Source organism: Methylobacterium sp. yr668 (assembly GCF_900116245.1).
Taxonomy (GTDB): domain Bacteria; phylum Pseudomonadota; class Alphaproteobacteria; order Rhizobiales; family Beijerinckiaceae; genus Methylobacterium.
In genome coordinates this window covers 79,200-103,492 of the sequence record NZ_FOZY01000016.1, presented here as the reverse complement: position 1 = coordinate 103,492, position 24,293 = coordinate 79,200, and the positions used below count along the sequence as shown (strand labels likewise).

Sequence of the window (24,293 nt, the reverse complement as noted above, 5' to 3'; positions counted from 1 at the left end):
CGGGGTCATAATAGCTTGATGATGCAGGCCGAACCGCAGACCGACTCCTTCGCGATGAGCGCACCCGCAACACCCCACATCCTCGTCGTCGAGGACGATCGGGAGATCTCGGCGCTGATCGCGCGCTACCTGCGCGGCAACGATTGCCGCGTCACGCTGGCCGGCGACGGCGCCGACATGGACCGGGTCCTGGCGGAAGCGCGGATCGACCTCATCGTGCTCGACCTGATGCTTCCCGGCGAGGACGGGTTGAGCCTGTGCAGGCGCCTGCGCGGCACCTCGCAGATCCCGATCCTGATCCTGACCGCGAAATCCGAGGACGTGGACCGGATCCTCGGCCTCGAACTCGGCGCCGACGACTACCTCGCCAAGCCGTTCAACCCGCGGGAGCTGCTCGCCCGCATCCGCGCCATCCTGCGCCGGGTCGCCGCCGAGGCGCCGGACGCCGACGAGCGGCGGCGCCTGCACTTCTCGGGCTGGACGCTGGACGTCTCCCTGCGTCAGGTCCTCTCGCCCGAGGGTGCGCGGATCTCGATCACCGGTGCGGAGTTCGACCTCCTCCACGCCCTGTGCCTCCGGCCGGGGCGGGTGCTGTCCCGGGACCAGCTCCTCGACCTCACCCAGGGTCGGGCCGCGGGCCCGTTCGAGCGGAGCATCGACGTACTGATCTCCCGGATCCGCCAGAAGATCGAGCGCGACACCCGCAACCCCGAATTCATCCGCACGATCCGCTCCGGGGGCTACCTGTTCACGCCGGAGGTCACGCGGTCATGAGCGGGCTGGGGCGGCTCCGCGCGCGGCTGCGTCCGAAGACCATCGCGGGCCAGATCGCGCTGCTCGTGGTCGCCGGCATCGCGGTGGCCCACGTGGTCGCCACCGCGGCGTTCCTGATGCTGCACGAGTCGCAGAATCCCGACACGCTGCCGGGCGTGGCCGCGAGCCGCCTCGGCGTTCTGGTGAGACTCATGGACGCCGCCGACCCGGCGGCGCGACCGGCGCTGCTGGCGAGCGGCCGCAGCCTGCCGCTGATCCAAGTCGAGCCCTGGGACGGGACGGTGCCGCCGGGGGCGAAGCCGGCCCCCGACCTGCCGGTGATCCGCAAGCTGCGCTACGGCGCCGGCCGGCCGGTGACGATCACCGACCTCGCCGCGGCCGACCCGGCGCGCGACAAGTCGGACGGCCGCCTCCATATCGGCATCGTCACGCCGGCGGGTGTGCGGGTCCAGGCGACGCTGCCGAACGACCCCCTGAGAGGCCCCCGCCAGGGGGCGCTGATCTTCACCGTGGTGTTCCTGGCGCTGACGCTGGCGCTGCTCTGCGTCTGGGCCACGCGCGCCCTCACGGCGCCGCTGAAGCGGCTCGCGGGCGCGGCGGAAGCCTTCGGCGCCCGCGACGACCACGTGGCGCTGCCGGAGGCGGGGCCGCGCGAGGTGCTCGCCGTGTCCCGGGCGCTGGACCGGATGCGGTCGCGCGTCCGCCGCCTGATCGACGACCGGACGCAGATGCTGGCGGCGATCAGCCACGACCTGCGCACGCCGATCACCCGGCTGCGCCTGCGCGCCGAGTTCATCGAGGACGAGAACGCCCGGGCCTCGACCCTGCGCGACCTCGACCAGATGAACGGCCTCGTCGAGGCGGCGCTCTCCTTCGTGCGCGACGGCCAGATCCGCGACGCGAACAGCCACAGCCTCGTGGATCTCGCCTCGGTGGTGCAGACGGTCTGCGACGACTTCTCGGATTTCGGCGCCCCGGTCAGCGTCAGCCGCAGCCGGCACGTCCTGGTCCAGGGCCGGCCGGAGGAGCTCCAGCGGGCGGTGACCAACCTCGTGGACAACGCCGTGAAGTACGGCGGCCGGGCCGACGTGCAGATGGAGGCCTCCGAGCGCGGCGTCCGGGTCTGCATCCTAGACAACGGCCCGGGGATCCCGGAGGCGGAGCGTGAGGCGATGCTCCAGCCCTTCGTGCGCGGCGACCGGGCGCGCAATCTCAACGAGGCCAGCGGCTTCGGCCTGGGCCTCTCGATCGTGCAGGCCATCGTCGAGGCCCATAACGGGCGCCTGCGGCTGGAGAACCGCCCCGAGGGCGGGCTCTGCGCGGCGATCGAGCTGCCCCTGGCCGCCCAGGCCTTCGCGGGGCGCGCGGCGTACAAGCCCGCGCCGCTCCCGGCCGAGGCGGCCTGAGGCCGCCTCGGGTCCCGTCCGCTTCTACGCCGCCCGCACGTTGCGGAGGAACTGCGCCACCTCGGCGCGGAGCTGCTCCGAGCGGGTCGCCAGCGAGTCGGACGCCTGCGCGACCGAGTCCGCGGCCTCGCCGGCATCGCCCGCGACCCGCGCGACCTCGGCGATCTCCAGGGTCATCGTGCCGGTGCCGGCCGACGCCTGCCCCATGCTGCGCACGATGTCCTGCGTGGTGACGCCCTGCTGGTCCACCGCGGCGGCGATGCTGGTCGACACTTGGTTCATCGCCTCGATCTGGGCGGTGATGCCCTGGATTGCCCCGGCCGCGTCGCCCGTGACCGTCTGGATCGAGGCGACCTGACGGCTGATCTCCTCGGTGGCGCGGGTGGTCTGGGCGGCGAGCTCCTTGACCTCGGCGGCGACCACCGCGAAGCCGCGGCCCGCCTCGCCGGCGCGGGCGGCCTCGATCGTGGCGTTGAGCGCCAGCAGGTTCGTCTGCCCGGCGATGGTCGAGACCATGCCGACCACGTCGCCGATGCGCGTCGCGGCGGCGGCGAGGTCGGTCATGGTCTGCTCGGCCCGGCGGGCCTCGCCGACGGCGGTGGCGGACATGCCGGCGGCCTGCTCGACCTGCCGGCCGATCTCCTGGACGGTCGCGCCGAGTTCCTCGGCCGCGGCCGCCACGGTGTTGACGTTGTCGGAGGTCTGCTGCGCGGCCCCGGCGACGCTGGTCGAGCGCTCGGAGGTGCTGGAGACCGCGGCGCGCATCGTGTCCGAGGCGCCCTGAAGCTCCGTGACGGCGCCGGTCAGGCCCTCGACGATGCCGCCGACCGAGTGCTCGAAGCCGTCGGCCAGCTGCTTGAGCATGGCGCGCCGGCTCTGCTCCTCGCGCAGGCGCGCGGCCTCGGTGGTCTGGAGCTGCTGGGCGGCCTCCTCCAGCGACATGTCGCGGATCGTGACCACGGCGCGGGCGATGTCGCCGATCTCGTCCCGCCGCGCGCTGCCCGGCACGTCGGTCAGCGCCTGGCGATCGGCGAGGGCCTTGAGGGCGCGGGTGAGGGCACCGAGCGGCGCCACGATCGAGCGGGCGAGCAGCAGGCCGAGCAGGGCCGTTCCGGCGAGCACGAACAGGCCGGTCAGGATCAGCGTGCGCGACAGGGCCTGGACCGCGTCGATCGCCTCCGCCTGGGTCTGCTCCGCAACAACCGTCCAGGGCGCGCCCAGGACGGTCACCGGCGAGGCGGCCGCCATGTGGGTGCCGTTCTCCGCCGCGAAGTCGACGGGACCGCCGGCCTTGACCCGGTCGGCGGCGAGGCCGATCCCGGCGAGGCCCGCGCCGGCACGGACGCCGGGGTTCAGCGGCGGGTTGCTGCGCAGGAGGCCGTCCGCGCCGACCGCCAGGATCTGGCCCGTGTCGCCGAGACCGGTCCGCTTCGACAGCGTCTGGTCGAACAGGGCGGGCGTGACCCGCATGACGATGAAGCCGATCCGCTCGGCCGCCTGCGCGGTGCCCATGGCGACGTTGGCCCGCTTGGTCATGGCGCGGCCGAGGAAGGCGGCCGGGACCCCGTCCACCGGGTAGGCGGCGAAATCCTCGTACAGGACCGCGCCCGGGTCGGCGGATTTCAGGCGTTCGACGAGGCGCGCGAGCGCCGTCCCCGCCAAGCCGTCCTCCGTGACCGCTTTGCCGAAATCGGCGCCCTTCGTCGTGGTGTAGTCGATCCGGCCGTTGTCATCGATGAACATCAGGTCGGCGTAGCCCGGCTGGGCGACGAGCTTGCGCGCCACCTCCTGAACCTTGACGTGCCGGCGGGCATACATCGACGACATGCCGCTGCCGTCGAGGGCGACCCGCGCCTCGGCGGTCTGCGGCGCGCGGAACGCCGCGATGACGCTCTCGGTGTCGGGCTTCGCCGGGTCGAGGTTCTCGAGCAGGTCGGGGAAGTTCGAGACGATCTGCGGGTGGGCCGCCACCGCCAGGAAGTCGGCCTGCGCCCGATCCGCCACCAGCTCGATCGCGTCCCGGCGCGCCGCCGCGGCGAGTTCGAGGCGCTCGTGGGCCGCGGTCATCAGACCCGCCCGCGCCGAGTACCAGCTGAATCCGCCCATGGCGATGGCGCTCAGGAGCGCCAAGCCGACGGTCGTCGCGGGAAGGCGCGTGCTCAGCCGCGATAGCGAGATCATGATGCCCCTGTATTCTTTGGAAGATTGGTTTGACGTGAACCAATCGCCCAATCCTTATAAAAATCTCGTAAACACCGATACACCGCTCAAAACTTGAGCACACGCGTAACATACAACTTAAAGAACAGTCTGGGCACCATGATTCCAAGTTGTGAATGGTCGAGCGCCCGTTTCGGCAAGATTTCGCCGCGCGGGTCGTCACGGACGCCCGCGCGGCGTTGAGGGATGCGCGGCATCCGGCCAAGTTTCGGCCAGCCCGTTTCGGCCAGCCCGTCGTCCCGCGGCCGCCCCGGACACACCGTCACGGATCTTGCTGGCCGATCCCGTCTCGCGGTCGGCATCATCGGCCGGTTATGAGTCCGGGTGGTAGAGCGACCGCGGAGCACGGGCGCTTCGCGACGGCGATGGAGGTGGGATGAGCGGCGAAGACCAGCCGGACCGGGCGCGCAGCATCGCGCTGATCGGGGCCCCGATCGAGGTCGGGACCAGCGAGGCCGGCGCCCTCATGGGCCCGGCGGCCCTGCGCACGGCCGGGCTGGTGCGGGCGCTCGCCGAACTCGGCCACGCGATCGCGGATCGCGGCGACGTCGCCCCGGACGGACCCGCCGGGACGCGCGGGCTGGACGGTGTCGCCGCCTGGACGCGGGCCCTGTCCCGCGCCGTGGAGGACGCCCTCGACGCGGGGGCGCTGCCGCTGACCGCCGGCGGCGATCACAGCCTGTCCCTGGGCTCCGTCGACGGGGTGATGCGGCACTGCGCGCGGCGCGGCCAGCCCGTCTTCGTCCTCTGGCTCGACGCCCACGCCGACTTCAACACGCCGGCGACCTCGCCCTCCGGCAACGTCCACGGCATGCCGCTCGCCGCTCTGTGCGGCGAGCCGGGCTTCCCGCCGCTCTTCGCCGAGCCGGCGCCGGCGCCCCTGCCGCCCGCCGACGTCCACCTGTTCGGCCTCCGGTCGATCGATGCCGGCGAGCGCGCCCTCGTGACGGAGCGCCGGGTCGGCGTCACCGACATGCGCACGATCGACGAGTTCGGCGTCGTGGCGCCCCTGCGGCGGGTGCTCGACCGCGTCGCCGCGCGGGGCGCGCACCTCCATGTCAGCCTCGACATCGACTTCCTCGATCCGTCGATCGCCCCGGCCGTGGGCACCACCGTTCCGGGCGGCGCCACCTTCCGGGAGGCCCATCTGATCATGGAGATGCTCCACGATTCCGGTCTGGTCCGCTCCCTCGACGTGGTGGAGCTCAACCCCTTCCTCGACGAGCGCGGCCGCAGCGCCCGGGTGCTGGTCGAGCTGGTGGCCAGCCTGTTCGGCCGGCGCATCCTCGACCGGCCGACCCTGCCGATCGAGGCCGTGCCGGCAGAGCCGGCCGGGCGCGCCTGATGCACGGCCCTCTCGCGCCCTCATCCGCGCCCGAGATGACCGCGCCCGCGCGCCAGCGCTCGGACGGGCGCGTCCAGCTGCGTGTCGGACTGGCCCGTCCGGGCGGCGCGACGCGCATCCTGGATCTGGCAGAAGCCGGGCCGTCGCGGCTGCGCTTCCCCCGGGGCACCGGCGCGCCGGAGGCGGTTCTCGTCAACACGGCGGGCGGCGTCGCCTGCGGCGACACCTTCGCCATCGACCTCACGCTCGAACCGGGGGCCGAGCTGGTTCTGACCACGACGGCGGCCGAGAAGATCTATCGCTCTGACGGCCCCGTGAGCCGCATCGTCAACACGCTGAATCTGGGGGAGGGGGCCGGCCTCGCCTGGTTGCCGCAGGAGACGATCCTGTTCGATCGGGCCCGGGTGCGGCGGCGCTTCGTGGCCGATCTCGCCGAGGGGGCCGCGCTGCTCGCCGTGGAGGTCGTAGCGTTCGGCCGCGCCGCCCGGGGCGAGCGGATCGGCGACGGGCTGTTCGCGGATTCCTGGCGGATCCGCCGGGGCGGGCGCCTCGCCTACGCCGACGACCTCCTGCTGGAGGGGCCGATCAGCGACCACCTCGCTCGCCCGGCCATCGGCGGCGGCGCCCGCGCCTGCGCGACGATCCTCGACCTCTCCGCCGGGGCGGAGGCGCGCCTCGAGGAGGCGCGGACCCGGCTGGCCGAGGCCGCGTCGCACGGGACGACGGCGGCGGCGAGCGCCTGGAACGGCCATCTGGCGGTCCGCGCGCTGGGCGACGCGGTCGGGCCCCTGCGCGGGCTCGTCGCCCGCTTCCTCGCGGGCTACCGCGGCCTGCCGATGCCGCGGGTCTGGCAGAGCTGACGCGGTCCGCGCGATCCGGGCCTCGGGGCCGTTGCCTGCGACCGCCGACCTCTGCTAGAGACGCGCACCCGGAGCTGTCCGCCAAGCTCCGGACGGGACGGCAGCGCCGTTCGGGAAGGCCTCGTGGCGGAGTGGTTACGCAGAGGACTGCAAATCCTTGCACCCCGGTTCGATTCCGGGCGAGGCCTCCATCCTTCCCAGACAAATTGTGCCGGCCGTGACGGGCCGGTGCGCGCCCGTCAGGCGCCGTGGACCTGCACCATGAAGGTCTCGATCGCCCGCTGCAGGCTGTGGGTCCCGGCATTGACCCGGGCGGCGCTGCCGCGCACCTGCCCGGCCTGCGCCTCGTTGGACGCGGCCGCGGCCTGAACGCCCGCCACGCTCTCGGAGACCTGCCGGGCCTCCGCGGCCGCGCCGAAGATCGCCCGCGCGATCTCCTGGCTGGCCTGCCCCTGCTGGTCGGTGGCGTCCGCGACCTCGGAGGCGATCAGGCTCATCCGGGCGATGGTCTCGCCGATCGTGCCGATGGCGCCGACCGTGCGCCCGGCGGCCCCCTGGATCGCCCCGACCTGCCCGGTGATGCGGTCGGTGGCGAGCGCCGTCTGGCCGGCCAGCGCCTTCACCTCCGCGGCGACCACCGCGAAGCCCCGCCCCGCGGCGCCCGCGCGGGCCGCCTCGATCGTGGCGTTGAGCGCGAGGAGGTTCGTCTGCTCGGCCACCTCGCGGATCAGCGTGACAACGGCGCCGATCTCCTCGGCCGCCTGCGAGAGGCTCATCACCGTCTCCTTGAGCCCCTGCGTGTCGGAGAGGGCCGAGGTGGCGATCGCGCTGGTGTGACGGACCCGCGCCTCGATCTCCCGCGCCGAGGCCGAGAGTTCCTCGGCCGCGCTGGCGATGCTGTCGACGAGGCCCGCGCTCTGCTGCGACGCTCCGGCGACGACGGCCGACTCGGCCGCCATCGCGCCCGCGTTGCCCGAGAGCGTGTCGGCCGCCGCCTGCATCGCCTCGGCCGAGTCGGCGAGATCGGTGACGGCGCGGTGCGTCTCGGCCTCGAAGGTGCGCGTGGCCGCGGCCAGGGCCTCCGCCCGGCTGCGGTCGCGGTCGCGCCGCGCCTGCGCCTCGGCGTCGAGGTCGCGCTTCTCGATCAGCGCCGTCTGGAACGCCGCGATGGCGGCGGCCATCTCGCCGATCTCGTCGCGGCGGTGCGTGAACGGGATCGCGCGGCCGAGATCGTTGGCGGCGAGCGCCGTCATCCCCTCCTTGAGCCGATGCAGCGGCCGCCGCACCTGGCTCACGATGATCCAGATCGCCGCGAGGAGGCCGAACGCCAGCGCCGCGGCCGGCACGGCCACCAGGGTGATCCGCGCCCGACGGCGGTCGGCCGCGTCCGCGGCGCGACGGGCGTTCAGGCGGTTCAGCACCTCCCGTCCGAGAATGCCGATCTCGGCCACCATGCGCTCGCGGTTCTTCACGGTTGCCTCGTCGGTCGCCTGGATCAGCGCGGCCTTGGGCGAGACCGTGAGACCGAGTTCGGCCGTATCGGTCTGGTAGGCGACGAATTCCTTGACGAAGAGGTCGAACCGCCGCCGACGGTCGGCGGGGAGTTGATCCTCCATGGCCTCGAGGAAGGGCACCCGCACCTGCTCCACGGTGGCGAGGGCGTCGTGGAGCGCCGACAACCGTGTGCGCGCCTCGGTCGTGTCTTCCGCGGTGTAGAGGGCCGTAGCCTGCACCACCGCGTGCTCGATCGCCTGCCCCAGGGCGCCCGCCTGAAGGCCGGCGTTCCAGATCCGGTCGGTGGCGGCCGCCCGCTCCTGCTCCCAGTTCGATTGTCGAACCGCGAAGGCAGCGATGCCGATCGCCACCAGGGCCAGCAGCCCGATCACCGCGGAGAGCTTCAGGCCGAGTGAGATGCGCATGGCGACGAGCCGCTTCTGGCCAGAGATTCGTGTGACCGCAGCTATATCGAAGCAAATCTTTTTGAACAGGTAAATATAGCCGGCAAAAACATTTATCTTATACTCCGAAGATCCGAGATTTTTGCCATCGCGCGGCCCGGCTCAACCTCAGCATCCAGAGGCTCATCGGAGGAAGAATTCGCGGATCTCGGCCGGTGCCGGATTGTCAGTTCAGTCTCGCGAGCGCTGTCGGCAGATGCGCCGGCAGGCAGGAGGACTGTTTCGCCCGGACGAAGCTGGATCGCCGCGCGCCCGACCGCGCGGGACACGGGTCGGCGATCACGGCAGGCGGATCTCGGTCCGACCTGGGATGCACGGCTCCGGAAGCGGTAGGGCGGCCACGATCTCGCGACGGAGATCGTCGCGCTGGGCCTCCACGAGGTCGGGGAGGATATCGGCCTCGTGCTCGTCCAGGGCCGCGATCAGGCGGGGATGGTCGGCGCTCCACTCGAAGGCGACGCGCACCTCGCGTTCGGCGTAGGGGTCCTGTGGGTCGAGGCAGCGATGGGTCGGCATAGCGGCAGGGTCGTCACACCGGCGCGCCGGCAGGCGGTCCCCGTAGGAGCGGGAGACGACAGACGGATGACTTCCACCGGCCGCGGACCGGCAGAGCCGGCGACGGGCCTCGGCGACGATGTTGCCGATCAGTCACATTCCGGGCCTCCCGACCTCCGCGGGAGGCGCCACGCGCTGTGTCGGGGGGCGCAGCGCGTCGGTTTGGACGCGGATCGTGCATCGAGGCCCTTGCGTCCCGCCATCCCGGTGTGTAGAGACCCCCTCGTGATCCCCGATAGCTCAGTTGGTAGAGCAGGCGACTGTTAATCGCCTTGTCGCAGGTTCGAGTCCTGCTCGGGGAGCCATCCACTTACCAACATCTTGATCGAACTGAGTTTTCGGCTCTCTCACCCGTCCCGGGTTCTGAGGTTCGGGAACAGCGTTGCCGTTCCGGCATCCGTCAATACGTGCGACGTGCCGTGTTCGACTGGCGCGATGCGGGCATGCCGGCGCCTCTGCCGACCGGTGCCGTCGCAGATCGATCCTCCACACTCCCCGCGGGATCCGGCGCGCGGTGGCGCCGATGGATGGAGGGATGTTTCGCGCGCCCTCGAACGTCTACGTCGTGCGCCCGTGCCGCCCGCCCCGATGTGGCGCGGCGCGCTGAGCCACGACGACAGGCACGGCGGTGATCCCGATGTCGGGCGGCATGCTCGGTTCCCTGGCCCTGGCGGCCGTCTTCACGCTGGGGTGCTTCGGCATCCACAGCGCGCGCCGGCATCCGGACGCGGTGACCATCGGTCTGTTCCTCCTGCTCGGCCTGCTCGCGTCCCTGTATGTCGGCCAGCACGTCGGACCGGACGCGCACCATCCCACGTGGCAGCACGAGGCCCTGGATCGCGAGAGCGCGCCGACGTCGCATCCGACGATGTGACGGACGTGGCACCGCGCTGTCGGAACGCGCGGCGACATCGACCTCGATTGACCGCGACGGCCGTCGCGTATGGCCGATGGCCTCGCGGTGACCTAGTTCCCGGAGCCCTCCTGCGAGAGACCGGCCATGGCTTTCCCCGATGCGAACGAACCCAGCGTCACGTCGATCAGCGCCCTCGAGCTGGTCAATACCCTGATCGAGCGCAAGGAGAGTGGCGAGCCGGTCGACGCCGACATCCTGTCTTTCCTGACCGACATGGAGCGGCTCGGGCTCACCGACACCGATGCCTACGCGACGCTCGACGCGTATCGGCCTGGGCCCGCACTGGGTGCGACCGGCGGGGCTGACGCGAGCGAGGCGGACGCCTAGCGCCGGCGATCCGCCGCGCCGATCCGGCCGGCCGTGACGATGGCACCTTCATCCCCGCAGACGCCGCGGCGTCGGCGGGGATGGTCCGAGCCGGATGCGGCCGTCGTCAGGACGGTCGCGGCTCACCGGCAGCGGTGGCGACGTCCATCCCGGCCGAGATAGGTTCCGCTCTGCGGGTCGTAGGATCGGAACCGGCGCGCGCAGTAACGGTCGTCGTCCGCGACGCGGTAGGTTTCGGTGTCGGCGTAGCCGTACGTGACGGGCGCATAACCGCCGTAGTACCCGGTGTCGTAGCCGTATCCCGGATAACCGTAGCCGCCGTACAGACCGCCCACGGCGACGCCGAGGCCGCCGAGCCCGTATCCGCCCCGTCCGTAGCCGTAGCCGTAGGGGCGGCCGTAGTAGCCGCGGTTGTAGCCGTAATGGCGATGATGACCGTAGCCCCGGTGGGCGCCTAGCCCGTGCCCGAACCCGGGATTGGCGAATCCGCCGCCGACAGCCGGTCGGCCGAAATTGTGGTTGCCGAAGCCGTTATTGGCGAAGCTACCCCCTCCGGCACCGGCAGCCGGCCCGAAGGCGTGATTGCCGAAGCCCCGGTTGGCGAAGCCGCCGCCCGCGGCGCCAGCCCCGACACCGGGACTGCTGAAGCCGCCGCCGCCGACGGCCGCGGCTCCGAAATTGTGGTTGCCGAAGCCGTGGTTGGCGAAGCTGCCCGCCTGCGCCTGGGCTCCGGTCGGCGCCCCGAGAAGAGCGCCGGCAAGGATTGCCGACGCGAACGCTGTGACTGTCGTGTTCATGGTCGCCACTCAGGCTCTGTTGCGTCTACTCTGATCAACGTCGCGCCCGAGACGGCCAATCCCGCTTCCTTTTGTCCCGCCACAGATCGGAGAGCGGCGCGCCGCTCGTGAGCCGGAGACCTACGAGCGCTGCTGGGCCTTGAGGCTACTCTGCGCCCCGGACTCGTCCGTCTTCGGGTTCGCGAGGCCGCTCGTGTTGCCGTCGGTGTCGGCGCCCGTCTCGGCAACCACCTGCCGGTTGCCGGCGTGGTCCTGGTACTGCTCGGTCTGGACGTTCTTGCTGTCCAGCCCGCGCTCGTCGCTGTGCCGCGACTTGTCGCGGTTGCTGAGCACCATGTTCTCCGGCAGCACGCCTTCGGGCAGGTCCGACATGGCCCCGGATCCGGTCCCCTTGCCCTGAGCGCCGGGACCGACTTTGTGCCGACTGGCATTCGCCATGATCATTCTCCGATGCGGATCATCACGTCTCGGGCACGGCGGGTCGCGGTGCCCGCGCGGATCGGGCGGTCAGCGATCCTGCTGGTAGCCCTGGTTGGTGGTGTTCACCTTGGAGTTTCCGGCCTGGCCGACCTTGTCCGGATCCTCGTTCTGGGATCCGGCGCGCCCCTGCGTGAGCGGCGCTTCGGTGGCGCTGCCGGGGCCTTTGTCGGACCGGTTGGCCGGCGGAACGGGCGGTGGCTTGGTCGTCATGTGCACCTCGTGGTGACGAGTAAAGAGCCAACCCGACAGGGTACTCATCGTTCCGGGCGCAGTTGTTCCGGCCACGCTCGAGAGCTGAGCCGTGGCGCGCGAATAGAACGACACACGCACCTCCGCTCATCGCGACTGCGATAGAGCGATTGATCGACTGTTCTACTTCGGACAATCGCGCGACGATGGCGGCACGTCGCGGCTGTTCGGGAACCGCGCGAGACGATGCGAATGGGCCCGGATCTCCGTGGCGGCGACGGCGACACCGCCCGAGAACCTGCGCCGTCGCGACGACCGGCGCGCGCGACCCGACCGGATCCATGCCGATGCGGTATCTGTCGGCCGGCGCGGCCGGCAGATTCTGCCGCTCGGCCGAACCTGCCGGCCGAGAGCCCGGATGCGCCGCTGAAATCATTGGGAAAATTCTGGAACGACCCGTGCCTGACCACCGTGAGGGCGGTCGCGGAGGCGTACCATGTCGGTCAACACGGTTTCGGGCAGTTCACTCCAGCGGGACCTCGTCAGCGCCCTCAGGCAGGCGCGCGCGGCGAACGTTGCCCGCCTCGATGTCGGCACCGCCGCGACGGCGAACCAGGAGACCGGCAAGCAGGCGGCCGCGGACGACACGGCCCCGTCGACCGGGACGGCCTCGACTCCGACCCTGTCGAACGACCTGATGGCGTCGCTCCTCCAGCTGCAGTCGGACTTCAGCCAGATGGGGCTGCAGAACGGCGTCACGGCGCCCGCGGAAGCCGCGGCCAACGCCGACGACACGTCGACGACCGGCACCGCCACCGGTACGGCGCCCGGTCAGGCCGCGGGCGGTGCGTCCGCCGTCCATCACCATCGCGGCCATCACGGCCACCGGCCGGTGTCGGATGCCGAGCAGAGCGAGGGTGCGGCCCAGGCCGGCACCGCGACCGACGCGTCCGCGGCCTCATCCGCGGCCTCGTCCGCGAGCACGTCCACCAGCACGTCCACCAGCACGTCCGCCACCGCGACCGCCGATCCCGCGACGGCGACCGGCAGCGGCAGCGACCTGCAATCCTTCCTGCAGCAGGTGACCAAGGCGGTGACCGCCTACGCGGCCGGCGGACCGCTCGGCATCGCGGCCGCGCTGACCAGCACCACCAAGGCCTGACGATCCCGGGCCCGGCCCGCGGCTGGAGCGGCGTGGCCGCCTCTGGCATGATCGGGGCAACCGGAGAGCGCCATGGCCCTGACCGTCCCCGTGATCCTCGGCAGCGTTCGGAGCGACCGCATCGGCATCCGCGCCGCGCGCTTCCTGATCGCGCAGCTGGAGTCCCGCGGCCACGCCGCCCCCCTGGTCGATCCGGCCGAGTTGGCGCTCCCGCTCCTCGATAGGATGTACAAGGAATACCCGGCCGGGACGGCGCCGGAGCCCCTGCAGCGCTGCGCCGACCTCTTCCGCCGCGCCGACGCCTTCCTGGTCGTCACGGCCGAGTACAACCACGGTGTGCCGCCGGCACTGTCGAACACTCTCGATCACTTCCTCGAGGAGTATTTCTGGCGGCCCTCGGCCATCTGCTGCTACTCGGCCGGCCAGTTCGGCGGCGTCCGGGCCGCGATGCCGCTGCGGGCCATGCTCGCCGAGATGGGCATGTCCAGCATCCCCTCCCTTCTGCCGATCCCGCGACTCCAGAAGGTCATCGACGCGCAGGGCGTTCCCGCCGAGCCCTGGCTCGCGGCGGCGGCCGGCCGCTTCCTCGACGAGCTGGAATGGCACGCCGAGGCCCTGCGGGACCGGCGCCGGGGCGGCACGCCGTACTGACCCGCGGAGCGCGCTCCGGACGCCGCGGGCCCGGGTCGGACGGTGGCTCGAGCGGTGCGGCCCCAGCATCGCCCCTGCCGGAGCGGAGGTATTCGGACGGCGAACCGGGCCTCCAAGCGGGCGTTTCTGTGCGCTGAATCTGTCGAGACGGCGCATTCGATTCTGGAAATGCCCAAATACTCGGCACACGATTGTAGAACAACTGTGCCGGATCGGGCCCGCGAGACGTTGAACCCGCGGAGCGCTCATGTCGCGAGACAGTATTGCGCTGTTGCAAAAAGGTGGCTGCACACGGCCCCGAAGTATGAGAGCTTGGACGTGTTCCCGAACCCGGACCGATTCCGATGAAGATCGACGAGAGGGCGCTCCTGCAGGAGCGCGTGCGGACGCTTGTCCTGCGCCACGCCCTGGAAGCCGTACTGGACCGCCTCGCGTCGGTGGCGCGCGAGGCCGGGAAAGATGCCGAGACGGAATTCCTGAGCCTGGAGCAGTCGCTCGTCTCGGCCGCGCGCGGTCTCGCCGATCGGGCCACCGCCCAGAAGCTGGCGGTGCTGGTCGCCGTCGAGGACGCGGGCACGACGATCCGGGCCGCGTTCGACAACGCCCATGACCGCCTCGAGGCGCTGCGGCCGGCCCATCTCACCCTCGTCGCACCGACGGCGGCCGTCGCCGCCTAGCTGCGCGCGGTCTCGGGCTGAGCCCGGAGCGCCCGGCGCGGAAGGGATGTCGGTGCGGCCGCGCCTCGGGCTGGGACGCACCGCCGCGGGATCGTCGAGGATAGCGAGGATCCGGAACGCAGGGACCGGAATCCGGGACCGAACGCCCCGCCGCGCAACCGATACAGGCGGCGTCTCCTGCCGCACCGCTCGAAGATCCGGTCCCCGACTCGCCGTGGCTCACCGAACACGTCCGCGAGGCTCCGCGCCGGCGCGGCCGGGGCTGGCGGAAGCCCGGATCGGGCGGGCGCGTCCGCGACGCGCCCGCCAGCTCACTGCCAGCTCACTGCTTGGCGCGGTTGATGATCGCCCAGAGCGCGTGGGCGACGGGCTCGGTGACGGTGCGACGGTACTTGCGGTGAACCAATTGCCCGTTGTGGTAGACGTCCTGCTCCACGTAGAGCCGCTCGCCGTCCCAGCGGACGATGTTGTCGGACTCGGTGGTCTCCTCGACGCCGAGATCGCCTCGGAGAATCGAGTTGCCTGTCTGGGTCAGCATACGCGCGTCCTCGTTCACGCAGTCGGTTCTACCCGGGAAGCGCCGCCGCGGCCCGTGCAGCGCGATCCCAGGCAGCCCCCGATGTGGGCAGCATAGGAGGGCATCGGCGGACTTGCCAGCGAGGTGATGGACGCAAGCGCCCGACCGTCACGTCGTCCCCGCCGGCACCGCGATCCGGGCACGACCTTAACGTTACCCATGTGCGCTTCGGCACGTCCAGCTCGGCCGTAAGGTGCGATCCTTCACAGGCGCACCCAGTCTGTCCGCACGACGCGGGCGGGATCGGCGGCGCGACGGAGGCGTCCATGCTCGCTCGCCCGTTCCGCCTGTTCGCCCCGGCGCTCGCGGCCCTCGGCCTCGTGGCCCTGCGCCTCGCGAGCCCGTTCATCGGGCCGGTGTCGCCCGCGCAACCGGCCGCGAACGACGACGCGGGCGTCGTCTTCCGGCACTATCTCTGACGCTCAACCCCGGCGGCTCAGCACGGGAGCGGCGGCCGGCAGCGGGCAAGACGCGCCGGCCGCGGGCCCGAGGATGATGTCGCCCTGGCGCGGGTTGTTGACGGTGAACGGGGCCGTCTCCTGGAGACCGATGAAGCCGCGCCCGATCTGCGGCACGAACAGGTCGCCCCCGAACCGGACGAAGCAGCGGTCGAGCACCGCCTCGTAATCGAAGGTCCGCTGGGTGACCGGGGTCCCGCCCGCGCCCGGCGCACCGCAATAGGCCGCGATGTCGATCTGGCCCGGCCGCGCCAGCCGCACCGGGAGCGACTGGCCGGGCAGCAGCGTGGCGGGCGGGCCGCCGTCCTGACGGGCGACCAGAACGAGGTTCGACCGGTTGTAGACCCGGCGCAGGCAATCCGCCGACGCGCCGGAGACGACCGAGACCGACCCGACGATGCCGAGCACGAGGCCGGCCCATGCGCACGCTACACGCTTCGTCACCGCAATTCCTCCGCCGGCCGGGCGCTCGACCGGCCGAGGCCGTCGATGGTGCCGTCCCTGACTTGAACAGCGGCCAGCTTGGCCGCGCAAGACGAACGCGGCAAGACCCGCCGCGTTCACGCGCGCATCGTAAATTCCCGCGCCCGCCTCGGGATCAGCGGCGCTCGTAGAGGAGGCGGGCCCGGATCGTCCCCGGGATGGCGCGGATCTCGGTGAGCAGCGCCTCGGCATCCGCGTCGGTGGCGTCGGTCTCCAGCACCACGTAACCGACCTCGCCGTCGGTCTGGTAGAACTGCGCGGCAATGTTGACGTGGCCGCGGGAGAACACGTCGTTGAGCCGCCCGAGCATGCCGGGCAGGTTGCGCTGGACGTGGATGAACCGCGTCCCGGTCGGACGGGCCGGGAGCTGCACCTGCGGGAAGTTCACCGCGCCGACCGTCGAGCCGATATCGGAATAGTCCACGAGCTTGCGCGCCACCTCGGAGCCGATCCGCTCCTGCGCCTCCTCGGTGGACCCGCCGATATGCGGGGTGAGGATCACGTTCTCGAGGCCCTGGAGCGGGCTCACGAACGCTTCGGCGTTCGAGCCGGGCTCCACCGGGAAGACGTCGACGGCCGCGCCCTTGAGATGGCCGTCGCGCAGGGCCGCGGCCAGCGCCTCGAGATCGACCACGGTGCCCCGGGCGTTGTTGATCAGGAAGGCGCCGGGCTTCATCGCCCGGATCTCGGCGGCGCCGATCAGGTTGGCGGTGGCGTCGGTCTCCGGCACGTGCAGCGAGACGACGTCGCTCTGCGCCAGCAGGGCGTGCAGCGTCTCGACCGGCTCGGTGTTGCCGTGGCGCAGCTTGTCGGTGTGGTCGTAGAACAGCACCCGCATGCCCATGGCCTCGGCCAGGGTCGAGAGCTGCGTGCCGATATTGCCGTAGCCGACGATGCCCAGCGTCTTGCCGCGCACCTCCAGCGAGCCCACCGCCGACTTGTCCCATCGGCCCGCGTGGGCGCCCACCGAGCGCGGAACGATCCGGCGCAGCAGCATCACGATCTCGCCGATCGTCAGCTCCGCCACCGAGCGGGTGTTGGAGAAGGGCGCGTTGAAGACCGGGATGCCGCGGTGGCGCGCCGCGTCCAGGTCGACCTGGTTGGTGCCGACCGAGAAGCAGCCCACGGCCAGGAGCCGGTCCGCCGCCTCGAAGGCGGCCGCGTCGAGCTGCGTGCGCGAGCGGATGCCCACCATGTGCACGCCCTGGAGCGCCTCGTGCAGGGCCTCCCGGTCCAGCGCCTTCGGCAGCCGGGTCAGGTTGGTGTAGCCGGCCGCCCGCATCAGCGCCACGGCGCTGTCGTTGATGCCCTCGAGCAGCAGGACGCGGATCTTGTCCTTCGGCAGGGAAAGCTTGTCGGGCGTCATGGGCGTCGATCGTCTGGCAGCAGGCCGGGCCGGGCGGTGCCGGCAGGCCCTGGAGTCGAGCGGCCTGGGATAAGAGGGCGCCGTGTGCGTTGCAACATGGCGCGGTGACGGACCGCCCCGCTTGACCGCAGCCCCGCCCCCGGCCTGCCGCATGGCTCCCGCAAGGCTCTCGCATGGCTCATCGAATGCCGGCCGGTCCGGGCGCGGCACGTCCGGCGCGGGCACCACTCTGCCAAATATTCGGGCAGCTCAAACTGTCTTGAACTGACGTGATCGACGGAACTCGACCCCGGCTCGCGGCTTATTGGGCCCTGTACTGTAACGACCCGCCTGCCGCTCCTCCGGCCGGCGTCCTTCCTCACGGTCCCCGACGATGCATATCCGCACCGGCTTCTCGATCGCCTTCGACACGTTCGGCCCCACGCCGATGAACCTGCTCCTCAACGTGCGCCCGGAGCGGCGGGGCGACCTCCTGACGCCGGAGGTGATCGCCTTCGATCCGCCGGTCGCGGCGTCGCAGCACGTCGACGCCTTCGGCAACGTCTGCACGCGCATCGTCGCGCCGGGCGGCCGGATCACCATGGCGGCCGATTTCACGATCGCCGACAGCGGGCTGCCGGACGATCAGGCCCCCGGCGCCCGACAGATCGCCGTCCAGGACCTGCCGGACGACGTCGTGCCGTACCTGCTCGGCTCCCGCTACTGCGACACCGACAAGCTGTCGGGCATCGCGTGGTCCCTGTTCGGCGGCACGCCGGAGGGCTGGGCCCGCGTCCAGGCGATCGTCGACTTCGCCCATACCCGCCTGCGCTTCGACTACCAGCAGGCCGACGCGACCCGCACCGCCTTCGACGGCTACACCCAGGGCGTCGGCGTGTGCCGGGACTTCGCGCACCTGGCGATCGCCCTGTGCCGGTGCATGAACATCCCGGCGCGCTACGCCACCGGATACCTCGGCGATATCGGCGTGCCGAAGGACCCGGCGCCGATGGACTTCTCCGCGTGGTTCGAGGTCTTCCTCGAGGGCCCCGAGGGGCCGCGCTGGTACACGTTCGACGCCCGCCACAACCGGCCCCGCATCGGCCGCATCGTCATGGCCCGCGGCCGCGACGCCACCGACTGCGCCCTGACGACGAGCTTCGGTGCCGCCCATCTGGTCCGGTTCGACGTCCACACCGACGCAGTGGTCGAGCCGCCGGAGACCCTGGCCCGGGCCGCCTGAGGCGCGCGCCCGCCGCGTCACCCGGCCCAACCCGCTAGATCGCCTCGGCGGTCTCGCGGGCCGGCGCCGGGTTGTTCGCCAGGTGCAGGAACGTCTGGTCGAACTCCGCGACCTCCGTCAGCGCGTCCCAGTTCTCAATCGTCAGGATGCCGCCGCTCAGCGTGACGAGCCCCCGTCCGCGAAGGGTGCGCAGGACCCGGTTCAGGTGGACGCTCGTCAGGCCGAGCGCGTCGGCGAGTTCGGACTGCTTGGGCACCAGCGGGCAGCTCAGGCCGCGCGCGAGCCCGACCGCCTTCTGCCGGAGATAGAGTTCGCAGAACAGGTGGGCCACGCGCCCCAGCGCCTGCCGCCGCCCGAGGCTGGTGATCCGCTCGCGGTAATGGGCGGCGTCGATGAGGCTGTCGCGCCAGAGGGTGCCGGCGAGCCCCGGATTGCGCAGGAGGACCGCGCGCAGGTCGTCGTGCGCGATCAGCGCCACGACGCAGGGCGTCAGGGTGGCGAGGTTGTGATCCATCCGGTGCAGGTGGAGGCTCTGCAGATCCGGCACGTCGCCCGCGATGTAGAACGACAGGATCTGCCGCCCCCCCTCGGCGAGGGCGGCGTAGCGGTAGACCCAGCCCTGGAGGACGAGGCAGCTGTGGGTCGGTCGGTCGCCGAACCGGACGATGTCGTGGCGGGCCGGCAGGTTCCGGACCGTGTGCGGCAGATCGAGAAGCGCCGCGCGGTCGGAATCGGCGAGCCGCGCGATGCTGTCGAGCTTGCGCGCCAGCATCTCCATCGGGGTGTTGTACCCGTTCGGCATCGGGGGCTCAGGCCCCGGATCGCGCGGAGCGCGCAGTGCCGCCGCGCCGACGGCGGGCAGCCCGAGAGTCGAGATCAGGACAACCCACGCTTCACCCCCTTACGCCCCGGATCGCCGACCGGCGCGGACCTCGGTCGAGCGGGGTTGCCCCCTCGGCCGTCGGAAGCGCGACCGCAGACGTTCGACGGCGGACAAGTTTGCCGGATCTGCGGCCGGCGGCAAGACCACCGATATCGCCCGGACCCCGCGGACCGTCCTCCGCCCCGCGAGCCTAAAACCCTAATCGGTTGAAGTCGCAAGGCCGATGCTGTAGGGGACGAGCGTCCTCCCGGATCCGCCCTCGCGCGCTCGTCTTCTGGCGCGCCCGCCGGGCCGCCGGACGGACCGCCCTCGTCATCCGTATCGACGCGTCGGCAAACCGGGTCCCGCGGGACCGGTCGCCTCTCCCGAAAGACTCCGGGAAGGCCGCGGCGAACGGGGGCGCCTGCAACGCGAGCCGCCGACGCAACGGGCCTCCGCCGGGGGCCGTTCAGGAGACAGAATGACCGCAGGTACCGCTCTGGGGCGTGGCCCGAGCCGCGAGGATTTCGCAGCCCTCCTCGAGGAGAGCTTCCTCGAACACGAGATCACCGAAGGCTCCGTCGTCAAGGGTCGCGTCGTCGCGATCGAGAAGGACGTGGCCGTCATCGACATCGGCGCCAAGACGGAAGGCCGTGTCGCGCTCAAGGAATTCACCGGTCCCGGCCGCGAGGGCGAGCTGAAGGTCGGCGACGAGGTCGAGGTCTACGTCGACCGGATCGAGAACGCGCTCGGCGAGGCCGTCATCTCGCGCGACAAGGCGCGCCGCGAGGAGAGCTGGGTCAAGCTCGAGAAGTCGTTCGAGAACAACGACCGCGTCACCGGCACGATCTTCAACCAGGTCAAGGGCGGCTACACGGTCGACCTCGACGGCGCCGTGGCGTTCCTGCCGCGCTCGCAGGTCGACATCCGCCCGGTCCGCGACGTCACCCCGCTGCTGGGCACCCCGCAGCCGTTCCAGATCCTCAAGATGGATCGCCGCCGCGGCAACATCGTCGTGTCGCGCCGGACCGTCCTCGAGGAGAGCCGCGCCGAGCAGCGCTCCGAGCTGGTGGCCAACCTCGAGGAAGGTCAGGTCATCGACGGCGTCGTCAAGAACATCACCGAGTACGGCGCGTTCGTCGACCTCGGCGGGATCGACGGCCTGCTGCACGTCACCGACATGGCGTGGCGCCGCGTGAACCACCCGTCCGAGGTGGTCACGATCGGCCAGACCGTGAAGGTCAAGATCATCAAGATCAACCACGAGACGCACCGCATCTCGCTCGGCATCAAGCAGCTGCTCGCCGATCCGTGGGAGGGCATCGCCGCCCGCTACCCGGAGGGCGCCAAGCTCAAGGGCCGCGTGACCAACATCACCGATTACGGCGCCTTCGTGGAGCTGGAGCCGGGGATCGAGGGCCTGATCCACGTCTCCGAGATGAGCTGGACCAAGAAGAACGTCCATCCGGGCAAGATCGTCTCCACCTCCCAGGAGGTCGAGGTTCAGATCCTGGAAGTCGATCCGGTCAAGCGCCGCATCTCGCTGGGCCTCAAGCAGACCCTGCAGAACCCCTGGGAGGCCTTCGCCGAGAAGCACCCGGTCGGTTCCGAGGTCGAGGGCGAGGTCAAGAACAAGACCGAGTTCGGCCTGTTCATCGGCCTCGAGGGCGACGTCGACGGCATGGTACACCTGTCGGATCTCGACTGGAACCGTCCCGGCGAGCAGGTCATCGAGGAGTTCAAGAAGGGCGACATGGTCCGCGCCCAGGTTCTCGACGTCGACGTCGAGAAGGAGCGGATCTCGCTGGGCGTGAAGCAGCTCGGCGGTGACCCCTTCGCCGAGGCCGGCGAGATCAAGAAGGGTCAGATCGTCACCTGTGAGGTGGTCGAGGTGAAGGATGCCGGCGTCGAGGTGAAGATCGTCGACACCGACATGCAGACCTTCATCCGCCGGGCCGAACTCGCCCGCGACCGCGGCGACCAGCGCCCCGAGCGCTTCGCCACCGGCGAGAAGTTCGACGCCCGCGTCGTCCAGTTCGACCGGAAGGCCCGCCGCGTGCAGGTCTCGATCAAGGCCCTCGAGGTCGCCGAGGAGAAGGAGGCCATGGCCCAGTTCGGCTCCGCCGATTCGGGCGCCTCGCTCGGCGACATCCTCGGCGCCGCCTTCAACAAGAAGCGCTCCGACGACGAGTGAGACTCCGGCTCTGCCGCCCGGCCTGTCCGGGCGGCGGTTCCGCTTCGTTGAGACCCGCGCGGGACCCTGGTCCCGCGCGGGTTTTTCATTTCGCGCCGGCAATCCAAGGTTGCCGGAGGCGGGAGGCGGGCCGGGTCGCGCCGCCCGGCGCGACAGCGACGGGCCGCCCCGTCATTTTCTTCGCGCGCCCCGTATCCAGGCCCGCGGAAAATGCTCTAGAACACCGGCCTCGCTCGGCTCGGGCCGGGCGAGCCGAAGGAAACCAAGGACTTGCCCGGCGCGGGGGTACGCCTCCCGCACCCCGTCGAGGGGCCGGTCGGGGTGCTTTAGGGGAAGCGACAGCATGGCAGCCGATGCCGAACTGCTGATTGACCGGCGGCGCCTGCGCCGCAGGTTGTCCCTCTGGCGCGTGCTCGGCGTCGGCGGCCTCATCGTGGCGGTCGGGGCCCTCGGGTACCGGGTGCGGACGGGCGCGGACGGCGCCTTCGCGGTGCAGCCCCAGATCGCCCGCATCTCCGTCTCGGGCTTCATCGCCGGGAGCGAGGCCACCGCCAAGCTGATGAAGCGGGTCGGCGATTCGGACGCCGTGAAGGGCGTGATCGTCTCGATCAACTCGCCGGGCGGCACGACTACGGGCTCGGAGGAGATCTTCCGCAACCTCCGGGCGCTCGCCGCCAAGAAGCCGATCGTGGCCTTCGTGGACGGCACCGCCGCGTCCGGCGCCTACATCACCGCGATCGCGGCCGATCACATCGTCGCGCGCGAGACCAGCCTGGTCGGCTCGATCGGCGTGCTGTTCCAGTACCCCGACTTCTCGGGTCTGCTGGACAAGGTCGGCGTCAAGGTCGAGTCGGTGAAGTCGTCGCCGCTCAAGGCCGAGCCCTCGGGCTTCACCCCGACCTCGCCGGAGGCGCGCGCCGCGCTGGCCTCCGTGGTGGGCGACACCTACGCGTGGTTCAAGGGCCTCGTCGCGGAGCGCCGCGGCATGGATCCGGCCCAGCTCAGCACCGTCTCGGACGGACGGGTGTTCAGCGGGCGCCAGAGCGTGCCGCTGAAGCTCGTCGACGAGCTCGGCGGCGAGCGGCAGGCGGTGGCGTGGCTGGAGAGCGCCCGCGGCGTCCAGACGAACCTGCCGATCAAGGACTGGAAGCCTGCCTCGGAGAGCCGGTTCTCCCTGTGGTCGGCCGCCGGGATCGGCGCCGACCTCCTCGGCCTGGAAGGCCTGGCGGCGCGGCTGCGATCCGTCGGCGCCGAGGCCGAGGCCGCCCGAGGCGGGATGCTCGCCCTCTGGCGCCCGGAACCCTGAACGACCGCCGCCGCGCAGCCCGCCCCGATCCCGCGAGAAGATCCCACGCCATGATCAAGTCGGAGCTCGTCCTCAAGATCGCCGAGCAGAACCCGCATCTCTACCAGCGCGACGTGGAGATCCTGGTCAACGCGATCCTCGACACCATTTCCGACGCGCTGGCCCGCGGCGACCGGGTCGAGCTGCGCGGCTTCGGCGCTTTCTCGGTCAAGCGCCGGGAGGCGCGCCGGGGACGCAACCCGCGCACGGGTGCCGCCGTTGCCGTGTCCGAGAAGGCGATCCCCGTGTTCAAGACCGGCAAGGAGATGCGCCAGCGCCTGAACGCCGCCGGGATCGGCGAGAATGCCTCGGCCGCCGAGTAGGAAGGACCTGTGAGCGCGATGATCCGTTTCCTGAAGAGCCTCGTGCTGCTGCCGATCGCCGCCCTGGTGATCCTCCTGGCGGTGGCCAATCGCGCGCCGGTGCGGCTCTCCTTCGATCCGTTCAACGTGGACGCGCCGGTCTTCAGCGTCGATCTCCCGCTCTACGCGATCCTGTTCGGCGCGGTGGCCCTGGGCATCGTGGTGGGCGGCATCTTCACGTGGCTCGGCCAGGGCAAGACCCGCGCGCGGGCGCGCTATCACCGCCGCGAGGCCGTCCGGCACGAGCGCGAGGCGACCCGCCTGCGGGCCTACGCGCCGGAGACCGAGACCTCGGGCGTCTACACGGTCCCGAATACCGGCCGGACGGCCCTGCCGGCCCCGCGCTGAGGCGGCCCCCTCAGCGCCGGCCGCGCGCGGCCGCCACGAAGGCCGCGATCTTCGCCGGATCCTTCACCCCGGGCGCCGTCTCGACACCCGACGAGACGTCGACGGCGCCGATCCCCGTGCGGGCGAGGGCGTCGGCCACGTTTCCGGCGTCGAGGCCGCCCGACAGCATGGTCCCGGGCGGGAGCGCGGCGCCGCGCAGGATCTCCCAATCGAAGCGCCGGCCGTTGCCGCCCGGCAGGGCGGCGTCCGGCGGCGCCTTGGCGTCCAGCAGGATCCGGTCGGCGACCGCCGCGTAGGCCGGCAGGGCCGCGAGATCTGCCGACGTCGCGATGCCGAGCGCCTTCATCACCGGCCGTCCTGTCCGGGCACGGATCGCCGCGACGCGCTCCGGGCTCTCCCGGCCGTGAAGCTGGACCAGATCCGGATCCACCGCCTCGACGGACGCGGCGAGAAGCGCGTCGTCCGGATCGACGAGCAGGATGACCCGCTCGGCCCGGCCGCGGGCCAGGGCCGACAGCGCGGCGGCCCCCGCCAGCGCCACGTGCCGGGGACTGCGGGGGAAGTGCACGAGGCCGATCCAGTCCGCCCCGGCTTCCAGAGCGGCGGTCAGGGTCGCTTCGGAGCTGAGCCCGCAGATCTTCACGCGGGTCGGGGGCGGGGAGGAGGCCATCGGCCTCCTATAGCCGATCCCGCACCGACGAGCAGGCCCGCGGCGCGCCGAGCGGTCATACCGGTCGCGCCCGCACCGCCCACCCGGCA

27 protein-coding genes and 2 tRNA genes are annotated in these 24,293 nt (G+C 71.6%); 18 read left to right on the top strand and 11 right to left on the bottom strand.

Going from position 1 to position 24,293, the window contains the following annotated elements; all coding sequences use genetic code 11:
* Positions 1–18: 18 nt before the first annotated feature.
* Both BM419_RS19815 and BM419_RS19810 read left to right on the top strand, forming a co-directional pair.
* Positions 19–774: a response regulator gene (locus tag BM419_RS19815; protein WP_020092151.1), complete on the top strand. Its 756-nt coding sequence runs from the start codon at positions 19–21 to the stop codon at positions 772–774.
* Positions 771–2,180, top strand: coding sequence for an ATP-binding protein (locus BM419_RS19810; RefSeq protein ID WP_091927444.1), 1,410 nt, complete (start codon positions 771–773; stop codon positions 2,178–2,180). The genes BM419_RS19815 and BM419_RS19810 overlap by 4 nt, the downstream gene beginning before the upstream one ends.
* 24 nt (positions 2,181–2,204) lie before the next feature.
* Here the strand turns inward: BM419_RS19810 and BM419_RS19805 are convergent, their stop codons facing one another.
* Positions 2,205–4,361: a methyl-accepting chemotaxis protein gene (locus tag BM419_RS19805; protein WP_091927443.1), complete on the bottom strand. Its 2,157-nt coding sequence runs from the start codon at positions 4,359–4,361 to the stop codon at positions 2,205–2,207.
* Here BM419_RS19805 and BM419_RS32455 point away from each other — a divergent pair.
* From BM419_RS32455 to BM419_RS19790, 4 genes are all read left to right on the top strand, one after another.
* The gene (locus tag BM419_RS32455; RefSeq protein ID WP_175556330.1) at positions 4,285–4,458 is read left to right on the top strand and encodes a hypothetical protein; all 174 of its coding nucleotides are present in this window, start codon (positions 4,285–4,287) and stop codon (positions 4,456–4,458) included. The genes BM419_RS19805 and BM419_RS32455 overlap by 77 nt on opposite strands.
* Positions 4,459–4,776: 318 nt before the next feature.
* Positions 4,777–5,745, top strand: a complete 969-nt coding sequence (gene rocF / locus BM419_RS19800) for an arginase (protein WP_091927442.1) — start codon at positions 4,777–4,779, stop codon at positions 5,743–5,745.
* Positions 5,745–6,605: an urease accessory protein UreD gene (locus tag BM419_RS19795; RefSeq protein WP_091676672.1), complete on the top strand. Its 861-nt coding sequence runs from the start codon at positions 5,745–5,747 to the stop codon at positions 6,603–6,605. The genes rocF and BM419_RS19795 overlap by 1 nt, the downstream gene beginning before the upstream one ends.
* 117 nt (positions 6,606–6,722) lie before the next feature.
* A tRNA-Cys gene (locus BM419_RS19790) sits at positions 6,723–6,796 on the top strand.
* A gap of 48 nt (positions 6,797–6,844) precedes the next feature.
* On the opposite strand, the gene BM419_RS19785 is transcribed toward BM419_RS19790, so the two are convergent.
* Positions 6,845–8,524, bottom strand: a complete 1,680-nt coding sequence (locus BM419_RS19785) for a methyl-accepting chemotaxis protein (RefSeq protein WP_091927441.1) — start codon at positions 8,522–8,524, stop codon at positions 6,845–6,847.
* A 318-nt stretch (positions 8,525–8,842) separates the two neighbouring features.
* A complete protein-coding gene (locus tag BM419_RS19780) occupies positions 8,843–9,079 on the bottom strand; it encodes a hypothetical protein (RefSeq protein WP_056527886.1) in 237 nt (78 codons plus the stop codon).
* A gap of 268 nt (positions 9,080–9,347) precedes the next feature.
* On the opposite strand from BM419_RS19780, the gene BM419_RS19775 reads away from it, so the two are divergent.
* The 3 genes from BM419_RS19775 (at position 9,348) to BM419_RS19765 (ending at position 10,361) form a co-directional block, all read left to right on the top strand.
* Positions 9,348–9,423 (top strand) — tRNA-Asn (locus BM419_RS19775).
* Positions 9,424–9,767: 344 nt separating this feature from the next.
* Positions 9,768–9,992 (top strand): hypothetical protein, encoded by a 225-nt coding sequence (locus BM419_RS19770; RefSeq protein WP_244540803.1) that lies wholly within the window; start codon positions 9,768–9,770, stop codon positions 9,990–9,992.
* A 126-nt stretch (positions 9,993–10,118) separates the two neighbouring features.
* On the top strand, positions 10,119–10,361 hold the full coding sequence (locus tag BM419_RS19765; protein WP_091927440.1) for a hypothetical protein: 243 nt from the start codon (positions 10,119–10,121) through the stop codon (positions 10,359–10,361).
* A gap of 122 nt (positions 10,362–10,483) precedes the next feature.
* On the opposite strand, the gene BM419_RS19760 is transcribed toward BM419_RS19765, so the two are convergent.
* The 3 genes from BM419_RS19760 to BM419_RS19750 form a co-directional block, all read right to left on the bottom strand.
* The gene (locus BM419_RS19760; RefSeq protein WP_091927439.1) at positions 10,484–11,158 is read right to left on the bottom strand and encodes a BA14K family protein; all 675 of its coding nucleotides are present in this window, start codon (positions 11,156–11,158) and stop codon (positions 10,484–10,486) included.
* Between the two features lie 120 nt (positions 11,159–11,278).
* Positions 11,279–11,596: a hypothetical protein gene (locus BM419_RS19755; protein WP_091927461.1), complete on the bottom strand. Its 318-nt coding sequence runs from the start codon at positions 11,594–11,596 to the stop codon at positions 11,279–11,281.
* A 69-nt stretch (positions 11,597–11,665) separates the two neighbouring features.
* Positions 11,666–11,848, bottom strand: coding sequence for a hypothetical protein (locus BM419_RS19750; protein ID WP_091927438.1), 183 nt, complete (start codon positions 11,846–11,848; stop codon positions 11,666–11,668).
* A gap of 475 nt (positions 11,849–12,323) precedes the next feature.
* Between BM419_RS19750 and BM419_RS19745 the strand changes: the two genes are divergently transcribed.
* The 3 genes from BM419_RS19745 (at position 12,324) to BM419_RS19735 (ending at position 14,317) form a co-directional block, all read left to right on the top strand.
* Positions 12,324–12,989 carry a cell wall anchor protein gene (locus BM419_RS19745; protein ID WP_091927437.1) on the top strand — a complete coding sequence of 222 codons (666 nt, stop codon included), beginning with the start codon at positions 12,324–12,326 and terminating at the stop codon, positions 12,987–12,989.
* A gap of 72 nt (positions 12,990–13,061) precedes the next feature.
* Complete coding sequence (locus BM419_RS19740; protein WP_042671666.1) at positions 13,062–13,640, top strand: NADPH-dependent FMN reductase; 579 nt, start codon at positions 13,062–13,064, stop codon at positions 13,638–13,640.
* Between the two features lie 344 nt (positions 13,641–13,984).
* Entirely contained in the window at positions 13,985–14,317 is a 333-nt protein-coding gene (locus tag BM419_RS19735; RefSeq protein ID WP_020092164.1) for a hypothetical protein, read from the top strand.
* Between the two features lie 322 nt (positions 14,318–14,639).
* Here the strand turns inward: BM419_RS19735 and BM419_RS19730 are convergent, their stop codons facing one another.
* On the bottom strand, positions 14,640–14,855 hold the full coding sequence (locus BM419_RS19730; RefSeq protein WP_020092165.1) for a hypothetical protein: 216 nt from the start codon (positions 14,853–14,855) through the stop codon (positions 14,640–14,642).
* 305 nt (positions 14,856–15,160) lie between these two features.
* On the opposite strand from BM419_RS19730, the gene BM419_RS32450 reads away from it, so the two are divergent.
* Positions 15,161–15,313 (top strand): hypothetical protein, encoded by a 153-nt coding sequence (locus tag BM419_RS32450; protein WP_175556332.1) that lies wholly within the window; start codon positions 15,161–15,163, stop codon positions 15,311–15,313.
* Positions 15,314–15,316: 3 nt separating this feature from the next.
* Here the strand turns inward: BM419_RS32450 and BM419_RS19725 are convergent, their stop codons facing one another.
* Both BM419_RS19725 and serA read right to left on the bottom strand, forming a co-directional pair.
* Positions 15,317–15,796, bottom strand: a complete 480-nt coding sequence (locus BM419_RS19725; protein WP_056530092.1) for a hypothetical protein — start codon at positions 15,794–15,796, stop codon at positions 15,317–15,319.
* Between the two features lie 154 nt (positions 15,797–15,950).
* The gene (serA, locus tag BM419_RS19720; protein ID WP_091927436.1) at positions 15,951–17,201 is read right to left on the bottom strand and encodes a phosphoglycerate dehydrogenase; all 1,251 of its coding nucleotides are present in this window, start codon (positions 17,199–17,201) and stop codon (positions 15,951–15,953) included.
* Positions 17,202–17,574: 373 nt separating this feature from the next.
* On the opposite strand from serA, the gene BM419_RS19715 reads away from it, so the two are divergent.
* Positions 17,575–18,423, top strand: a complete 849-nt coding sequence (locus BM419_RS19715; RefSeq protein ID WP_091927435.1) for a transglutaminase-like domain-containing protein — start codon at positions 17,575–17,577, stop codon at positions 18,421–18,423.
* Between the two features lie 34 nt (positions 18,424–18,457).
* Here BM419_RS19715 and BM419_RS19710 read toward each other — a convergent pair whose 3' ends face one another.
* Positions 18,458–19,225: a Crp/Fnr family transcriptional regulator gene (locus tag BM419_RS19710; protein ID WP_091927434.1), complete on the bottom strand. Its 768-nt coding sequence runs from the start codon at positions 19,223–19,225 to the stop codon at positions 18,458–18,460.
* Between the two features lie 541 nt (positions 19,226–19,766).
* Between BM419_RS19710 and rpsA the strand changes: the two genes are divergently transcribed.
* From rpsA to BM419_RS19690, 4 genes are all read left to right on the top strand, one after another.
* Complete coding sequence (gene rpsA / locus BM419_RS19705) at positions 19,767–21,479, top strand: 30S ribosomal protein S1 (RefSeq protein WP_010683172.1); 1,713 nt, start codon at positions 19,767–19,769, stop codon at positions 21,477–21,479.
* A 343-nt stretch (positions 21,480–21,822) separates the two neighbouring features.
* The gene (gene sppA, locus BM419_RS19700; RefSeq protein WP_020092171.1) at positions 21,823–22,785 is read left to right on the top strand and encodes a signal peptide peptidase SppA; all 963 of its coding nucleotides are present in this window, start codon (positions 21,823–21,825) and stop codon (positions 22,783–22,785) included.
* Positions 22,786–22,835: 50 nt separating this feature from the next.
* Positions 22,836–23,147 (top strand): integration host factor subunit beta, encoded by a 312-nt coding sequence (locus BM419_RS19695; RefSeq protein ID WP_012319412.1) that lies wholly within the window; start codon positions 22,836–22,838, stop codon positions 23,145–23,147.
* 18 nt (positions 23,148–23,165) lie between these two features.
* Positions 23,166–23,534, top strand: coding sequence for a LapA family protein (locus BM419_RS19690; protein ID WP_026604778.1), 369 nt, complete (start codon positions 23,166–23,168; stop codon positions 23,532–23,534).
* Positions 23,535–23,544: 10 nt separating this feature from the next.
* Here BM419_RS19690 and BM419_RS19685 read toward each other — a convergent pair whose 3' ends face one another.
* Positions 23,545–24,204, bottom strand: a complete 660-nt coding sequence (locus tag BM419_RS19685) for a phosphoribosylanthranilate isomerase (protein WP_091927433.1) — start codon at positions 24,202–24,204, stop codon at positions 23,545–23,547.
* Between the last annotated feature and the right edge of the window lie 89 nt (positions 24,205–24,293).

Bases quoted from the DNA above. Each gene is read 5' to 3' on its own strand.
- BM419_RS19745 (WP_091927437.1), top strand. From the start codon at position 12,324: ATGTCGGTCAACACGGTTTCGGGCAGTTCACTCCAGCGGGACCTCGTC.
- BM419_RS19750 (WP_091927438.1), bottom strand. From the start codon at position 11,848: ATGACGACCAAGCCACCGCCCGTTCCGCCGGCCAACCGGTCCGACAAA.
- rocF (WP_091927442.1), top strand. From the start codon at position 4,777: ATGAGCGGCGAAGACCAGCCGGACCGGGCGCGCAGCATCGCGCTGATC.
- sppA (WP_020092171.1), top strand. From the start codon at position 21,823: ATGGCAGCCGATGCCGAACTGCTGATTGACCGGCGGCGCCTGCGCCGC.
- BM419_RS19795 (WP_091676672.1), top strand. From the start codon at position 5,745: ATGCACGGCCCTCTCGCGCCCTCATCCGCGCCCGAGATGACCGCGCCC.
- BM419_RS19710 (WP_091927434.1), bottom strand. From the start codon at position 19,225: ATGCCGAACGGGTACAACACCCCGATGGAGATGCTGGCGCGCAAGCTC.
- BM419_RS19785 (WP_091927441.1), bottom strand. From the start codon at position 8,524: ATGCGCATCTCACTCGGCCTGAAGCTCTCCGCGGTGATCGGGCTGCTG.
- BM419_RS19810 (WP_091927444.1), top strand. From the start codon at position 771: ATGAGCGGGCTGGGGCGGCTCCGCGCGCGGCTGCGTCCGAAGACCATC.
- BM419_RS19695 (WP_012319412.1), top strand. From the start codon at position 22,836: ATGATCAAGTCGGAGCTCGTCCTCAAGATCGCCGAGCAGAACCCGCAT.
- BM419_RS19685 (WP_091927433.1), bottom strand. From the start codon at position 24,204: ATGGCCTCCTCCCCGCCCCCGACCCGCGTGAAGATCTGCGGGCTCAGC.
- BM419_RS19805 (WP_091927443.1), bottom strand. From the start codon at position 4,361: ATGATCTCGCTATCGCGGCTGAGCACGCGCCTTCCCGCGACGACCGTC.
- BM419_RS19740 (WP_042671666.1), top strand. From the start codon at position 13,062: ATGGCCCTGACCGTCCCCGTGATCCTCGGCAGCGTTCGGAGCGACCGC.
- BM419_RS19765 (WP_091927440.1), top strand. From the start codon at position 10,119: ATGGCTTTCCCCGATGCGAACGAACCCAGCGTCACGTCGATCAGCGCC.
- BM419_RS19815 (WP_020092151.1), top strand. From the start codon at position 19: ATGATGCAGGCCGAACCGCAGACCGACTCCTTCGCGATGAGCGCACCC.
- BM419_RS19715 (WP_091927435.1), top strand. From the start codon at position 17,575: ATGCATATCCGCACCGGCTTCTCGATCGCCTTCGACACGTTCGGCCCC.
- BM419_RS19735 (WP_020092164.1), top strand. From the start codon at position 13,985: ATGAAGATCGACGAGAGGGCGCTCCTGCAGGAGCGCGTGCGGACGCTT.
- BM419_RS19770 (WP_244540803.1), top strand. From the start codon at position 9,768: ATGCTCGGTTCCCTGGCCCTGGCGGCCGTCTTCACGCTGGGGTGCTTC.
- serA (WP_091927436.1), bottom strand. From the start codon at position 17,201: ATGACGCCCGACAAGCTTTCCCTGCCGAAGGACAAGATCCGCGTCCTG.
- BM419_RS19755 (WP_091927461.1), bottom strand. From the start codon at position 11,596: ATGGCGAATGCCAGTCGGCACAAAGTCGGTCCCGGCGCTCAGGGCAAG.
- BM419_RS32455 (WP_175556330.1), top strand. From the start codon at position 4,285: ATGGCGATGGCGCTCAGGAGCGCCAAGCCGACGGTCGTCGCGGGAAGG.
- BM419_RS19690 (WP_026604778.1), top strand. From the start codon at position 23,166: ATGATCCGTTTCCTGAAGAGCCTCGTGCTGCTGCCGATCGCCGCCCTG.
- rpsA (WP_010683172.1), top strand. From the start codon at position 19,767: ATGACCGCAGGTACCGCTCTGGGGCGTGGCCCGAGCCGCGAGGATTTC.
- BM419_RS32450 (WP_175556332.1), top strand. From the start codon at position 15,161: ATGCTCGCTCGCCCGTTCCGCCTGTTCGCCCCGGCGCTCGCGGCCCTC.
- BM419_RS19730 (WP_020092165.1), bottom strand. From the start codon at position 14,855: ATGCTGACCCAGACAGGCAACTCGATTCTCCGAGGCGATCTCGGCGTC.
- BM419_RS19780 (WP_056527886.1), bottom strand. From the start codon at position 9,079: ATGCCGACCCATCGCTGCCTCGACCCACAGGACCCCTACGCCGAACGC.
- BM419_RS19760 (WP_091927439.1), bottom strand. From the start codon at position 11,158: ATGAACACGACAGTCACAGCGTTCGCGTCGGCAATCCTTGCCGGCGCT.